The following is a 14,304-nucleotide window of genomic DNA, read 5'->3' as shown; positions in this document are numbered from 1 at the left end:
CTGGCCGACCACAGGGGACAAAGAGCGCGAAGTCCGGGCATCCACACCGGATTTACCGTTAGGCTGCATCGCTCCTGTGCTCATTCGCCGGATTCCCGCCGCGTTTCCCGCGGCACCTCCGGGTCAGAGTATTACTGCCGCCGCCGTACCGGTTCACTGGAGCCGAACCAGTTCATAGGCCTCACGCAGATCGCCTCCCCTGTACGTGTGCGTAGCAAGCCCCGACAGATGGTGATCCGCATTCACCGCCACAGCCCGGGGCACCGTCGCGAAGATCTCCGCATCAGACATCGAATCACCGTAGGCGACACAGTCGTCCAGACCCACCCCGAACTCTGCACACAGCCGGTTCGCGATCTTCACCTTGGCGGCAGGGTTCAAAATGCCCGCCCGGTCGACCGGCTCGGTGAAAGGCAGCACCGGCCAGCGGGAACCATGCGCGGCATGCACACCCCACTCCAGCAGCCGCGCGACAAAGAAGTCGGGCGACAAGGAGATAACAGCGCAGTAATCCCCCCGCTTCCGGATATCCGCCCAGACCTCACGGATACCCAGCAGCCAGGGCGCTCCCTCGAAAGCCGCCGCCACCTGCGCGAGGGTGAGTTCGGCCCACAGCTCCCGGGCCCGCACCGCGAACTCGTCCGGCGTCAGCCCGAGGACCCGGAACTCACGCTCCAACTCCGCGATTTCGGCACCCACCCCCAACTGCCGGGAAATCTCCACAGCCGCTGCCGAGCCATGGATCAGCGTTCCATCGAGGTCGAAGAGATGCAGTCTGCGTACGCTCGCCATGTACGCCGAGGTTAGTACGCGCGGTTACTCCCGTGGGCAGACGCCCCACACCCCGCCCCAAGGCACCGTGTTTCACGTGAAACAACTCAAGCGGCCCGCGCGCCGGACCCTCCTCGTCGCCCATGTCGCCACATCCGTGAGCTGGCTGGGACTCACCCTCGGCCTCCTCACCCTCGGCGTCACCGCCTACCTCACCAACGACGCCGCCACCACACAGGCCGCCTACCGCGCCATGAAGATCTTCGCTGACTGGCTGATCGTTCCGATCGCCCTGCTCGCCCTCATCAGCGGAGTGCTGCTCTCGCTCGGTACCCCCTGGGGTCTGGCCCGGCACCACTGGGTGTGGATCAAGTTCTGGCTCACCCTGATCACCCTCGCGGCTACCGTCTTCGCCCTGCGACCGACCATCAACGACGCCGCGGCCGCCGGACTCCCCGACAGCAGCCTCGTCGCCGCGCCCACCGTGGCGAGCTGCGCCTATCTCTTCATGACAGCGATCTCCGTGCTCAAGCCCTGGGGGCTTACTCGGCGCGGCCGACGTTTGCGGCACAGGGCCGCATCCCGTCGCACTACTTCTCGTAAAGCGGTGGACGAACGATCACCGGCTCCGACAGCCTGATCCTTATGTCGACACCGCTCTCCGCACAGCCGATCCGCCGTCTGACCATGAGCGACCTCACGTCCTGCGCAGACCTCGCCGAAGACCGCAGCTGGCCACGCGAAGAGCGCAGATGGAGTCTGCTGCTCTCGGCGAGCACCACCTACGGCATCGACGACCCGGCGGGGACAGGGCTGGCAGGCGTATGCGTCGTCACCTCGTACGGCCCCACGGACCGCCCGGAACTCGCGGCCATCGGCATGCTGCTCGTCGCCGGACGCCACGCGCGCCAGGGGCTCGGGCGGCGGCTCATGGACCACGCACTGCACGAGGCCGGGAGCACCCCGCTCACCCTCTACGCCACTCCCTTCGGCCGCCCGCTCTACGAAAAGCTCGGCTTCACCGACATCGGCGAAGCCGAGACGCTCCTCGGACACCTCCGGTCACCGGAGCACCCGCCGCGGATCACCACCCGGCCCGCGTCCGCCAGCGACCTGCCGGCGATCGTACGCCTGGACACCGAGGTCTTCGGAGCAGACCGCACCCACCTCATCGCGCGGCTCCCCGCCTTCGCCGACCGGCTCAGAGTCGCGGAGGAAGGCTCCACCCTCATCGGATACGCGGCGGCCTGGCCGTCGGCGGGCGCCGATGTCATCGGCCCTCTGATCGCCCGGGACACAGAGACAGCGAAAGCACTGATCTCCACACTGGCCGCGGGCTCGGACCGACCCGTTCGAACCGTCATCGACCTGCGCCACGAAGAACTGCTGAAGTGGCTCAAAGAGCATGGCCTGAATCCGGTCGCCCGCACCACGCTCATGACATACAGCGACCAGGAACTGCCCGGCGACCGGTCCCGGCGGTTCGCACCACTGAACATGGCGACCGGCTGAGCCTCCCGGACCGCCCCAGTCGACCGACCGCGGCACCCGTCCGGCCCCCGCCAACGCCCTCCGGCGTACTCTGCGGATCATGAGCGATCTGAACATACGGTCCGCCGCCCCCGACGACATCCCCGCCATCGTGGCGATGCTCGCCGACGACCCCCTGGGCGCCCAGCGCGAGTCCCCCGACGACCTCACCCCGTACACCGAGGCCTACGAACGACTCGCCCGCGACCCGAACCAGCACATCGTGGTGGCCGAACTCGATGGCCGGATCGTCGGTACGCTCCAGCTCACGATCATCCCCGGACTCTCCCGGCGCGGCGCGACCCGCTCCATCATCGAGGCCGTACGCGTACACGCCGATGCGCGCGGCAGCGGACTCGGCACCCGCTTCATCGAGTGGGCGGTCGACGAATCCCGTCGCCAGGGCTGCCAGTTGATCCAGCTGACCTCCGACGCCAGCCGCACCGACGCCCACCGCTTCTACGAGCGGCTCGGCTTCACCGCCTCGCATGTCGGTTTCAAGATGAGTATCTGAGAACCGCAGCCTCATGCGTTTTGGCTCTCTGCCTCGGGCGAGGGGGCGGACGTACGTCCGGATCCCCCCACTCGAATGGCTCCTAGCGGTTTCGGAGCCGCACGCACTCTGGCGTCAACGGACCCGGTGTGCCCGGTTTCACGTGAAACATCATGGTCTCTCTACTGCGTGACATCTCCGAGGCCGAGCCAGCCCTTCGGGTCCACGCCCCCGGGAACCGCGTCGCCCGGCCCATACGGCTCGCGCGTGAAAACGAACGACCCCAGATCGAGATGGCTCACCGAGCCGTCAGGGCGACGCACCACCCGCAGGGTCTCCCCCGCGTAGTAGCCATCGAGTCCTCTCCAGTCGCCATCCGGCTGCACCACGAAGCGGGAACCACGCCCGCCGCCTCGTAGCGGGTTGAGTTCCAGGCCCCGGTCCGACGACCACTTCAGCCCGAAGGGATGCGTCCCCCAGTACCACGGCCCGGTGAGATCCAGCAGGGACCGGTCGGCCTCGGGCAGCGGACGCCACGGTTCGGGGATCCGTGGCTCCGCCTCCGCCACAATGCCGATGAGTTCGGCCGCGATCACCCCGACAGACGGCCCCGAGGTGACATTGGCCAGCACCACCGCGGCCACGTCCTCCTCCACGCTGACCCACAGACCGGCGACAAAGCCGGGCAGCGAACCCGTATGCCCCACCAGCGTCCGGTCCCCCCACCGGGCAAGCTGCGTCCCGAGTCCGTAGCCGCCGTTCCACTCCCCGGCCTCGGGCGGCACGGCCGGCGTCCGCAGCTCCCCCACGGACTCCGCGCTCAGGACCCTCTCGTCCCCCTCCGACAGGAAGACCGCGAAGCGGCAGAGATCGGCGGCCGTCGACCAGAGCTGACCGGCGGGGGCCATCAGACCCAGATCCTCCACCGGCTCGGGCAGCATCACATCCGCCCAGGGATGCACAGCCCAGCCGCCCGCGTGCGGAGCCACCGGCCGCGAGGACGTACGGTCCATGGACAAGGGCTCAAGAACCTCACGCCGCAGCACCTCCTCCCAGGACGCCCCGCGCACGGCCTCCACCAGCGACCCGAGCAGCGTGAAGCCCGGATTCGAGTAGTGGTGGCGCCGTCCCGCGGGGTGCAGCACGGGCCGCTCGCCGAGGACATCCGCGAGCTCCGGGCGGAGCGAACCCGGTGTCCGCTCCCACCAGGGGGCCGGGGTCTCCGCGCTCAACCCCGCGGTGTGCCCCAGGAGCTGAGCGACCGTGACTTCACCCACCCCCGTGCCCGGAAGGTGCTTCTCCAGCGGGTCGTTCAGATCGAGCAGCCCCTCATCACGCAACCGCAGTACCAGAACGGCGGTGAACGTCTTGGTGATGGACCCGATCCGGTACTGCGTGTCCGCGTCCGGAGCGTGCCCCTCCATGCAACTGCGGGCCCCCGTCCACACCATCCGCCCCTCTCGCGCCACCGCACCGACCAGTGACGGAGCACGGCCCTCGGCCTGAGCACGGGCGATGCGATGCAACAGGGCTCGACGCGTACTGGGCAGCAACTGTTCAGGAGATGAGGTCATGGTCCACATCTACCGGCGCCAACCCGTCCGGTCGACTTCATTTCGCTCCACGGCGTCACCCTGGACAGAAACGGCCGGAATGATCAGAGTGACCGCATGACATCCCTGGTACGCCACATCACCATCGACTGCGCAGACACCTACGCCCTCGGCAGCTTCTGGGGCAAGGTCCTCGGCGCCTCCCTGGCGGACGACGACAATCCCGGCGACCCGGAAGCACTGCTCGCGTCGGAGGGCGCCACGCTGCTGTTCATCCAGGTGCCCGAGGCCAAGTCCATCAAGAACAGAGTCCATCTGGACCTCCAGCCCCAGGACCGCACACGCGACGAAGAGGTGGACCGCGTCCTCGCCCTCGGCGCCACCCTGGTGGGCGACCACCGCCGCCCCGACGGCACGGGCTGGGTCACCCTCGCGGACCCGGAAGGCAACGAATTCTGCGTGGAACGCAGCGCCGCCGAACGAGCGGCCTGACCAACCCGACTCGACCAACCAAGATGTGGAGGGGACTGTGCACTACCGCGAGCTGGGACGCAGTGGACTGTCGGTGTCCGAGATCGGCTACGGAGCCTGGGGCATCGGCGCGTCCGGCTGGGTGGGCGCCACGGAGGACGAGTCCGTACGCGCACTGCGCCGCGCCATCGACCAGGGCGTGAACTTCATCGACACCGCCCGCGGCTACGGCGAGAGCGAGCGCATCGTGGGCCAAGTGGTCCGCGAGCGGGCCGATGACCAGGTGTACGTGGCGACCAAGGTGCCCCCGAAGAACCGCGTCTGGCCCGCCCCCGGCGGACTGGACCCCGCGGAGACCTTCCCCGGCACACATATCCGCGACAGCCTGGAGACCAGCCTGCGCGTCAGCGGCCTGGACCACTTCGACGTACTGCAGTTCCACGTCTGGAGCGACGAATGGGTGGGCCGCGGCGACTGGCTGGAGACCATCGCCGAATTGAAGCAGCAGGGAAAGATCCGCCTGTTCGGCGTATCCATCAACGACCACCAGCCCGACAACGCCCTCGCCCTGGTCCGCAGCGGCGTGGTGGACACCGTGCAGGTCATCTACAACATCTTCGACCAGGCCCCGGCCGACACCCTGCTACCCGCCTGCCAGGAACACGGAGTCGGCGTGATCGTCCGAGTGGCCCTCGACGAAGGAGGCCTGACAGGGCGAATCACGGCCGGAACCACCTTCCCCGACGGCGACTTCCGCAGCCGCTACTTCCGCGACGACCGTCCCGCCCAGGTCGAGCAGCACGTCAACGCGATCACCACCGAGTTGGGCATCGCCCACGACGCGATCGCGGAAACCGCACTGCGGTACGTACTCAGCGCACCGGCCGTCTCCACCGTCATCCCCGGCATGCGCACCGTACGGAACGTGGAGCGCAACACCGCCGTGAGCGACGGACACCCGCTGACCTCCGACCAACTCACCCTGCTCGCCAAACACCGCTGGCAGCGCAACTTCTACGCCTGACCCCCTGCGGACGCGGCCCCCGCCGGACGGCTGTCCACGGCGGGGCCGCACCACGCGAACCGCACGCGCGCCCGCGAGAGACGCCGATCAGGGGCGGCGGCCCGCAAGGACGCAGAACTCGTTCCCCTCCGGGTCGGCGAGTACGACCCAGCTCTCACCGCCCTGGCCGACGTCGGCGTACCGAGCACCCAGATCGAGCAGGCGACGGACCTCTTCGTCCTGCTCCCTGTCGGTTGGATTGACGTCGATGTGGAGCCTGTTCTTGACCGTCTTGCCCTCGGGCACCCGCGCGAAGGTCAACGTCGGCGGCACCGGACCGAGGCGGCTCTTGCCTTCAGGCACCAGAGGAGAGCCAATGATGACAACTCCCTCATCCTCTTCCTGCACCTCGTAGTCGAGGACCGCGCACCAGAACCGGGCGAGAGTGCTGGGATCGGCACAGTCGATCGCGAGCTCGGTGAACTTACTGGCCATCTCAGGACCTCCCGGTCGAGCAGCGGAACCGCCAGAGCCCACGAGCCGATCGCATCGTTCGACGGCGGGGTCGCCGCGCGAGATGCGCGCTCTTTGAGGGCCTGATGGGGTCGCAGAGCGTTGTAGGTGTGGTGGAACAGTCTGACTCACGTCCAAGACTGTCCACACGTAGCGCGAAACGGCTTGGTCAGGTCCTCAGCGCGGAGGGAAGAGTTCGTCGAGTCGAGCCATGAGCTCCGCTGTCCACTCGAACCGCAACGCCTCGTGGACACCGAGCCACTGCGCGGAACTGCTGATTCCGATGATCGGCGCGGTAACCGACGGACAGTTGAACAACCATGCCAACGCCAGGCCGGCCGGGGTGACGCCGTAAGCGGCAGCGAGCCGGTCGAACTCCTGCACCTGGGCCATCAACTCGACGTCTTCAAGGAACCCCTGAACTCGCGGGCCTGTGCTGGCCCGACTGCCCTTCGCCGGCTGCTCCCCGCGGCTGTACCGACCGGCCAGAATTCCATTGGCCAGCGGCGAGTAGGGCGTGTACGCGAGCCCTTCCGACGCCACGACCGGCAGGACGGACCGGTCATCGCCGCGCACGAGCAGCGAGTAGGAGTTCTGGACCAGTTCGGGGCGCACGAGGCCGAGGCGGTCGGCGGTCTCCAGCGCAGAGGTGAGCGCTGCCTCGTCGACGTTGGACAGGCCGTACGCCCGGATGAGGCCGCTCTCGACGGCCGTGCTGAAGACCGGCAGCGAGTCGGCCCACGGCGTGTTCGGATCGACGGCGTGCGCGGTGTACAGATCGACTCGGCCGAGGACATCGATGCTGTGCCGCAGCTGCCGACGTACCCGGTCCGGGGACAGGTCGGGCCCGTTTCCCGTGACACCGGTCTTGCTCTGAATGACCACATCCGAATCCGGATGCGCGTGGTTCCACAGCCCGACCACCCGCTCGCTGTCGCCGCCGGCGTAGATGTCAGCGGTGTCGAGGATTCTGACACCTTCCGCGATCGCGCGGTCGATCAGGTCCAGGCCCTCGCTGTCGGACAAGCCGATGCCCGGGCCGGTCACCGCGGCGATGCCGCCGATGTTGCCGGTGCCGAGGAGAAAGCGCCCGAACTGTTCACGGCGCGCCTGAGGTGAGGATGCGATCCAGGTCAACGTATCTCCAAGTGTCGAGGGGAGCGCTGTGCGTCCGCCCTGCCGGGCTCTGGAGCGCGCCACGACGAGAGCACACTGATACTATGCATGTCAGCATACATGTTTAGGGGCGACGGGACGGGGAGGGTCGATCATGGCGCGACGATCAGACGCCAAGCAGAGGATGGTGCAGGCAGCCAAGGAGCTCATGCAGCGGAACGGCTGCGACGCGACCGCCTTCTCCGATGTGCTCAAGCTCAGTGACGCGCCGCGCGGCTCGGTGTATTTCCACTTCCCTGGCGGTAAGGCGCAGCTCGTCACGGAAGCCGCGGCGGCGCACGCCCACGAGCAGGTCGAGCTCATCGACCGTGTAGCCGGCGATGTCGACTCCGCGGCCGGGCTGGTCGAGCGCTACATGGATCTCGGGCGTGAAGGCATGGTGGCCAGTGACTACACCCGAGGCTGTGCGGTCGCACCCCTGGTGACGGAGGGGACCCTCCGGGAGTCGCCCGAGGTCGCCGAGACCAGCCGCCGGGCATTCTCCGAGATGGTCGATCGACTGGCGTTTCACTTCACCGCGTTCGGCGTCGAGCCAACCGCGGCGCGAGTGCTCGCCGATGCCGTGCTCGCGGGCATCGAGGGCGCGATGGTCACCTCGCGCGCGTTGCGCAGTCCTGCCCCGTACGACTCGGTGCGCGCGGTGCTGTCCGGCTACGCCGCGGCGGTGTCCCCGAAGGCGGCACGAGACAGCCAGTGATCGTGAGAGGCGGCCGGCTTGCCCGTGTCGGCCGACTACACCACGCTGAGCCCCGAGCACGAGGACTACCGGCGAGCCCAGATCGCGCACCGATGAGTTTCCCGCGCCGCACCGGTCCATACGCCGGACACCCACGGACGGAAGGCTGTGCCATGCGGAAACTGATCTACGGCATGAACCTGACCCTGGACGGCTACATCGCCGCGGCCGGCGACAACATCGGCTGGAGCGGACCGCCGAACCACGAGCTGTTCCAGTGGTGGCTCGACCACGAGCAGGCGAGTGGTCTGTCGCTGTACGGGCGCAAGCTATGGGAGACGATGAGCTCCTACTGGCCGACCGGCGACCAGCAGCCGGGCGCCACCCCGGCGGAGATCGAGTTCGCGCGGAACTGGCGGGACACCCCGAAGGTGGTGTTCTCCTCGACGATCGACAAGGTCGACTGGAACACCCGCCTGGTCACCGGCGACGCGATCGCCGAGATCACCCGGCTCAAGGCCGAGGACGGCGGCCCCATGAACATCGGCGGCGCCACGCTCGCCGGGGCGGCCATGCGCGCCGGGCTGATCGACGAGTACGTGATCGCCGCGCATCCGGTCCTGGTGGGCGGCGGCACGCCGTTCTTCACCGCGCTGGACAGCTGGGTGAACCTGAACCTGGTGGAGACGCGGACGCTTCCCAGCGGCGTGATCCTGACCAGGTACGAGACGAGGCGCTGAGACCCCGCATATCCGGGCGTCAGGTCTGTGCCATGTCCACGAAGCGCGAATAGTGGCCCTGGAACGCCACCGTGATCGTCGCGGTGGGGCCATTACGGTGCTTCGCCACGATGAGGTCGGCCTCACCCGCGCGCGGCGACTCCTTCTCGTAGGCATCCTCGCGGTGCAGCAGGATCACCATGTCCGCGTCCTGCTCGATCGAACCCGACTCACGCAGGTCGGAGACCATCGGCTTCTTGTCCGTACGCTGCTCCGGACCACGGTTCAGCTGCGACAGCGCGATGACCGGCAGCTCCAGCTCCTTGGCCAGCAGCTTCAGGTTTCGCGACATGTCCGAGACCTCCTGCTGACGGCTCTCGGCCCGCTTCGAACCGCCCGACTGCATCAGCTGCAGATAGTCGATGATCACCAGCTTCAGCTCATTGCGCTGCTTCAGCCGCCGGCACTTCGCCCGGATCTCCATCATCGAGAGGTTCGGCGAGTCATCGATATAGAGCGGAGCCTGCGACACATCCGGCATACGACGTGCCAGCCGGGTCCAGTCCTCGTCCGTCATCGTGCCCGATCGCATATGGTGCAGCGCCACCCGCGCCTCCGCCGACAGCAGACGCATCGCGATCTCATTGCGCCCCATTTCGAGCGAGAAGATCACACTCGGCAGATTGTTCTTGATCGACGCGGCCCTCGCGAAGTCCAGGGCGAGCGTGGACTTACCCATGGCGGGACGGGCCGCGATGACAATCATCTGGCCGGGGTGCAGCCCGTTCGTGAGGGAATCGAAGTCCGTGAAGCCGGTCGGCACACCGGTCATCTCACCGCTGCGCGAACCGATCGCCTCGATCTCGTCGAGCGCTCCCTCCATGATGTCGCCGAGCGGCAGATAGTCCTCACTGGTCCGCTGCTCGGTGACGGCGTAGATCTCGGCCTGTGCGGAGTTGACGATCTCGTCCACATCGCCGTCGGCCGCGTATCCCATCTGCGTGATCTTCGTGCCGGCCTCGACAAGCCGCCGCAGCACCGCACGCTCATGGACGATCTCCGCGTAGTACGAGGCGTTGGCCGCCGTGGGCACCGACTGCACCAGCGTGTGCAGATACGACGGCCCGCCGACGCGGGTGATCTCACCCCGCTTGGTCAGCTCGGCCGCCACCGTGATGGGGTCGGCCGGCTCCCCCTTCGCGTAGAGGTCGAGGATCGCCTGGAAGACGGTCTCGTGCGCGGGGCGATAGAAGTCATGCCCCTTGATGATCTCCACCACATCGGCGATGGCGTCCTTGGACAGCAGCATGCCGCCGAGTACGGACTGCTCGGCATCGAGATCCTGCGGCGGCACCCGCTCGAACCCGGGTGAACCGCCGTCCCAGGCACCACTGTCCCGACCGCGCTCGTGCTGCTCCTCACGGCCCTGACCCTCGCCACGGCGCTGCCGGGAGACAGGCAGACGGTCACTGGGACCGGCGTCGGTCCAAGGGTCGTCCAATGGCTCGGGAATACTCACCGGCCACCTCCTCACGTCCGCTCAGCGGACCTCGCCGTGCCAATCTTTCTACGGCACGACACTGACAAAACGAGAGGCCTGTCTCCGGTTCCGGCGCGTCGGACGCCGGTCCACGGTAGGCCCGCGGGCACCGTCAGCCAATCTGGTTATCCACAGGCCATGTGGACGACCGATCAGATGCTGTGGAGAACCCCGGCAATCCTGTGCACGGACCGGGGGACAGCACTGTGGACAAACTCATAGCGACCTTGTCGCACCCACTCTGAGCTGGTCTTTTTCCGTCCACCGACTGTGGGGAAGAAAAACTTTCCCGACTGGACCAAGATCAGAACAAACGGCACACAGCCGAGCCTCCGCGAGGCAGTGGCGTAAGGAGTCCAGACACATTGCGTCACTTACCTGTGGAAGATTAGATTGAGCGCATGACAAAGGCTCCCGCGATATCCAGGACAGGCCCCCGAAGGCACGATCGCGAGATCATCGCCCTCGCCGTTCCCGCCTTCGGCGCCCTCGTCGCCGAGCCGCTCTTCGTGATGGTGGACAGTGCGATCGTCGGCCATCTCGGCACCCCCCAACTCGCCGGACTGGCGATCGCGGCAGCCCTGCTGATGACCGCGGTGAGCATCTTTGTCTTTCTCGCCTACGCCACCACCGCGGCCGTGGCCCGGCGTGTGGGCGCGGGCGATCTCCAAGCCGCCATCCGTCAGGGCATGGACGGTATCTGGCTCGCTCTTCTGCTCGGCGCGGCGGTCATCGCCGTCACACTGCCCGCCGCGCCCTGGCTTGTGGGTCTGTTCGGGGCGTCGGACACCGCCGCCCCGTATGCGGTGACCTATCTGCGGATCTCCAGTCTCGGCATCCCGGCCATGCTGGTCGTGCTCGCCGCCACGGGTGTGCTGCGCGGGCTCCAGGACACCCGGACCCCGCTGTATGTCGCCATCGGCGGGTTCGGTGCCAACGCGGTGCTCAATGTCGTGCTCGTCTACGGTGCCGGTCTGGGGATCGCCGGTTCCGCCTGGGGGACGGTGCTGGCTCAGTGCGCCATGGCGGCCGTCTATCTCGTGGTGGTAGTCCGTGGAGCGCGTCGGCACGGTGCGTCGCTGCGTCCCGACGCGGCGGGAATACGGGCGAGTGCGCAGGCCGGCGTACCGCTGTTGGTCCGTACGCTGTCGCTGCGCGCGGTTCTGATGATCGCCACAGCGGTCGCCGCGCGCCTGGGCGACGCGGATGTGGCGGCCCATCAGATCATTCTGTCGTTGTGGAGCCTGACAGCTTTCGCGCTCGATGCGATCGCCATCGCGGGCCAGGCGATCATTGGCCGCTATCTCGGGGCGGGTGACACTCAGGGCGCCCGGGATGTCTGCCGTCGCATGGTGCAGTGGGGGGTGGCGGCGGGTGTGGGGCTCGCCGTTCTGATCGTGGCGACGCGTCCACTGTTCATTCCCCTGTTCACCGGTGACCAGGTGGTGCAGGACGCGCTGCTGCCGGCTCTGTTGGTGGTGGCTGTTACTCAGCCGATCTCGGGGATCGTCTTCGTGCTGGACGGTGTGCTGATGGGCGCAGGGGACGGCCCGTATCTGGCGGGAGCGATGTTGGTGACTCTCGCGGTCTTCGCCCCGGTCGCACTGCTCGTTCCCACCTGGGGCGGCGGCCTGACGGCTCTGTGGTGGGCGATGGGGCTGATGATGGGGGTTCGTATGCTGACGCTCTGGCTGCGCACCCGCTCGGGGCGGTGGCTGGTCATAGGCGCCACCCGCTGACGGAAGAACGCAGGCCGTGTTTCACGTGAAACACGGTCGCTGCGGGGCGTTTCCAGAGAGCACGAGAGGGCCGCATCCCCTGGGGGATGCGGCCCTCTCCATGTACTGCTGAGCTGTACTGCTGAGCTGTACTGCTGAGCGCTTCGCTCAGGCGGCGATGACCTCGACGCCAAGCTTCGCGGCGACCTCGGGGTGCAGCCGGACGGACACCTGGTGCGAGCCCAGGGTCTTGATCGGCGAACCGAGCTCGATGCGGCGCTTGTCGACCTCCGGGCCACCGGCGGACTTGATCGCCGAGGCGAGGTCGGCCGGGGTGACGGAGCCGAAGAGACGGCCGGCGTCGCCGGAGCGAACGGCCAGACGTACCTTCACGCCTTCGAGGCGGGCCTTGATCTCGTTGGCCTGCTCGATGGTGGCGATCTCGTGGATCTTGCGGGCGCGGCGGATCTGCGCCACGTCCTTCTCGCCGCCCTTGGTCCAGCGGATCGCGAAACCACGCGGGACCAGGTAGTTGCGAGCGTAGCCGTCCTTGACGTCGACGACGTCGCCGGCGGCACCGAGGCCTGAGACCTCGTGGGTGAGGATGATCTTCATGATTCGGTCACCCTTCCCTTATCGCGCGGTGGACGTGTAGGGCAGCAGCGCCATCTCACGGCTGTTCTTGACTGCCGTGGCGACGTCACGCTGGTGCTGCGTGCAGTTGCCGGTGACGCGGCGGGCACGGATCTTGCCGCGGTCGGAAATGAACTTCCGCAGCATGTTCGTGTCCTTGTAGTCCACGTACTGGGTCTTGTCCTTGCAGAATGCGCAGACCTTCTTCTTAGGCTTGCGCACAGGCGGCTTCGCCATGGTGTTTCTCCTGTGTGATCAAGAAGTGGGGTGCGAGCCCGCCCTAGAAGGGCGGCTCGTCCGAGTAGCCGCCGCCGGAGCTTCCGCCCCAGCCGCCTCCATTGCCCCCGCCGCTCTGCGGCTGCTGCTGGCCGCCGCCGGCCGGCGCGCTGGTGGCCCACGGGTCGTCGGCGGGTGCTCCGCCGCCGCCCTGCTGGCCACCACCACCGGGGCCGCCGCCCCAGTTTCCGCCGCCCTGCTGGCCGCCGCCGTAGCCGCCCTGGCCACCGCGGCCGGTGGTCTTGGTGACCTTGGCCGTGGCGTTCTTGAGACTGGGGCCGACTTCCTCGACGTCCAGCTCGTAGACCGTGCGCTTGACGCCCTCGCGGTCCTCGTAGGACCGCTGCTTCAGCCGGCCCTGCACGACAACGCGCATGCCTCGCTGGAGCGACTCGGCGACGTTCTCCGCCGCCTGACGCCAGACCGAGCAGGTCAGGAAGAGGCTTTCGCCGTCCTTCCACTCATTGGTCTGACGGTCGAAGGTGCGGGGAGTGGACGCGACGCGGAACTTCGCGACCGCCGCACCGGACGGGGTGAAGCGCAGCTCGGGGTCGTCGACGAGATTGCCGACGACCGTGATGACGGTCTCGCCTGCCATGGGTGAACCTCTCGGCGGGGATTGCTTCTGGCTGCTTGCTGCTGCTCGGACCCGATGACCTCTGAGCTAGGAGCTCAGTGGGTCTCGGGACGGAGGACCTTGGTCCGGAGGACCGACTCGTTCAGGTTCATCTGTCGGTCGAGCTCCTTGACGACTGCGGGCTCGGCCTGCAGGTCGATGACCGAGTAGATGCCCTCGGGCTTCTTCTTGATCTCGTAAGAGAGACGACGACGGCCCCAGGTGTCGACCTTCTCGACCTTTCCGTTGCCCTCACGGACGACGGAGAGGAAGTTCTCGATCAACGGGGAGACAGCGCGCTCCTCAAGATCGGGGTCGAGGATGACCATCACCTCGTAGTGACGCATGTGGAACCCACCTCCTTTGGACTCAGCGGCCACGGTCGTTCCGTGGCAGGAGGGTCGTGATGCGTGAGCAACGGTATCGGCCGCCACTGACAATCCTGCTCGCCGGGCGAGGGGACCGTTTTCTGGCGTGGGCAGACACCGCCGCAGACCGTACAGACTACTCACAGACCGGCTTCCGGTTGAAATCCGGTCGCCTGCGGACGCAATCTGTACACATCGGGTGTGCGCGGCGCTACGATGCGCCGCCTTCAGGCAAGGCCAGGAGGTGC

Annotated in this window: 16 protein-coding genes and 1 pseudogene; 8 read left to right on the top strand and 9 right to left on the bottom strand. The window is 67.5% G+C overall.

The genetic code is table 11. The annotated features are described in order from the left end of the window. Positions 1-153: 153 nt before the first annotated feature. Entirely contained in the window at positions 154-792 is a 639-nt protein-coding gene (locus M1203_RS22025) for an HAD family phosphatase (protein WP_249951493.1), read from the bottom strand. Between the two features lie 76 nt (positions 793-868). On the opposite strand from M1203_RS22025, the gene M1203_RS22020 reads away from it, so the two are divergent. From M1203_RS22020 to M1203_RS22010, 3 genes are all read left to right on the top strand, one after another. After that, the gene (locus M1203_RS22020; protein WP_249951492.1) at positions 869-1,411 is read left to right on the top strand and encodes a DUF2269 domain-containing protein; all 543 of its coding nucleotides are present in this window, start codon (positions 869-871) and stop codon (positions 1,409-1,411) included. 5 nt (positions 1,412-1,416) lie between these two features. Continuing rightward, entirely contained in the window at positions 1,417-2,283 is an 867-nt protein-coding gene (locus M1203_RS22015) for a GNAT family N-acetyltransferase (protein WP_249951491.1), read from the top strand. 79 nt (positions 2,284-2,362) lie between these two features. Beyond that, positions 2,363-2,815: a GNAT family N-acetyltransferase gene (locus M1203_RS22010; protein WP_249951490.1), complete on the top strand. Its 453-nt coding sequence runs from the start codon at positions 2,363-2,365 to the stop codon at positions 2,813-2,815. A gap of 161 nt (positions 2,816-2,976) precedes the next feature. Here M1203_RS22010 and M1203_RS22005 read toward each other — a convergent pair whose 3' ends face one another. After that, on the bottom strand, positions 2,977-4,368 hold the full coding sequence (locus M1203_RS22005; RefSeq protein WP_249951489.1) for a serine hydrolase: 1,392 nt from the start codon (positions 4,366-4,368) through the stop codon (positions 2,977-2,979). A 96-nt stretch (positions 4,369-4,464) separates the two neighbouring features. On the opposite strand from M1203_RS22005, the pseudogene M1203_RS22000 reads away from it, so the two are divergent. Further along, positions 4,465-4,836: pseudogene (locus tag M1203_RS22000) on the top strand (VOC family protein); the annotation flags it as partial. A gap of 40 nt (positions 4,837-4,876) precedes the next feature. Continuing rightward, the gene (locus tag M1203_RS21995) at positions 4,877-5,842 is read left to right on the top strand and encodes an aldo/keto reductase (RefSeq protein ID WP_249951688.1); all 966 of its coding nucleotides are present in this window, start codon (positions 4,877-4,879) and stop codon (positions 5,840-5,842) included. 87 nt (positions 5,843-5,929) lie between these two features. On the opposite strand, the gene M1203_RS21990 is transcribed toward M1203_RS21995, so the two are convergent. Both M1203_RS21990 and M1203_RS21985 read right to left on the bottom strand, forming a co-directional pair. Continuing rightward, on the bottom strand, positions 5,930-6,316 hold the full coding sequence (locus M1203_RS21990; RefSeq protein WP_249951488.1) for a VOC family protein: 387 nt from the start codon (positions 6,314-6,316) through the stop codon (positions 5,930-5,932). 195 nt (positions 6,317-6,511) lie between these two features. Further along, positions 6,512-7,471: an aldo/keto reductase gene (locus M1203_RS21985; RefSeq protein WP_249951487.1), complete on the bottom strand. Its 960-nt coding sequence runs from the start codon at positions 7,469-7,471 to the stop codon at positions 6,512-6,514. Positions 7,472-7,634: 163 nt separating this feature from the next. Here M1203_RS21985 and M1203_RS21980 point away from each other — a divergent pair, with 163 nt between their 5' ends. Both M1203_RS21980 and M1203_RS21975 read left to right on the top strand, forming a co-directional pair. Further along, positions 7,635-8,207, top strand: coding sequence for a TetR/AcrR family transcriptional regulator (locus M1203_RS21980; RefSeq protein ID WP_249951486.1), 573 nt, complete (start codon positions 7,635-7,637; stop codon positions 8,205-8,207). A 152-nt stretch (positions 8,208-8,359) separates the two neighbouring features. Then, positions 8,360-8,926, top strand: a complete 567-nt coding sequence (locus M1203_RS21975) for a dihydrofolate reductase family protein (protein WP_249951485.1) — start codon at positions 8,360-8,362, stop codon at positions 8,924-8,926. 19 nt (positions 8,927-8,945) lie between these two features. Here the strand turns inward: M1203_RS21975 and dnaB are convergent, their stop codons facing one another. After that, complete coding sequence (gene dnaB / locus M1203_RS21970; RefSeq protein WP_249951484.1) at positions 8,946-10,424, bottom strand: replicative DNA helicase; 1,479 nt, start codon at positions 10,422-10,424, stop codon at positions 8,946-8,948. 422 nt (positions 10,425-10,846) lie between these two features. Here dnaB and M1203_RS21965 point away from each other — a divergent pair, with 422 nt between their 5' ends. Further along, positions 10,847-12,184: an MATE family efflux transporter gene (locus tag M1203_RS21965; RefSeq protein ID WP_249951483.1), complete on the top strand. Its 1,338-nt coding sequence runs from the start codon at positions 10,847-10,849 to the stop codon at positions 12,182-12,184. A gap of 147 nt (positions 12,185-12,331) precedes the next feature. Here the strand turns inward: M1203_RS21965 and rplI are convergent, their stop codons facing one another. The 4 genes from rplI to rpsF form a co-directional block, all read right to left on the bottom strand. Then, positions 12,332-12,778: a 50S ribosomal protein L9 gene (rplI, locus tag M1203_RS21960; protein WP_030354350.1), complete on the bottom strand. Its 447-nt coding sequence runs from the start codon at positions 12,776-12,778 to the stop codon at positions 12,332-12,334. Positions 12,779-12,796: 18 nt separating this feature from the next. After that, positions 12,797-13,033, bottom strand: coding sequence for a 30S ribosomal protein S18 (rpsR, locus tag M1203_RS21955; RefSeq protein WP_003967857.1), 237 nt, complete (start codon positions 13,031-13,033; stop codon positions 12,797-12,799). A gap of 43 nt (positions 13,034-13,076) precedes the next feature. After that, the gene (locus M1203_RS21950) at positions 13,077-13,670 is read right to left on the bottom strand and encodes a single-stranded DNA-binding protein (RefSeq protein WP_249951482.1); all 594 of its coding nucleotides are present in this window, start codon (positions 13,668-13,670) and stop codon (positions 13,077-13,079) included. Between the two features lie 74 nt (positions 13,671-13,744). Further along, positions 13,745-14,035, bottom strand: coding sequence for a 30S ribosomal protein S6 (gene rpsF / locus M1203_RS21945; RefSeq protein ID WP_006604399.1), 291 nt, complete (start codon positions 14,033-14,035; stop codon positions 13,745-13,747). Positions 14,036-14,304: the final 269 nt, after the last annotated feature.

This window comes from Streptomyces sp. 35G-GA-8, from assembly GCF_023534745.1.
Taxonomy (GTDB): domain Bacteria; phylum Actinomycetota; class Actinomycetes; order Streptomycetales; family Streptomycetaceae; genus Streptomyces.
Note: the sequence above shows the minus strand (reverse complement) of the source record. Positions and strands in the feature narration are given on the sequence as shown.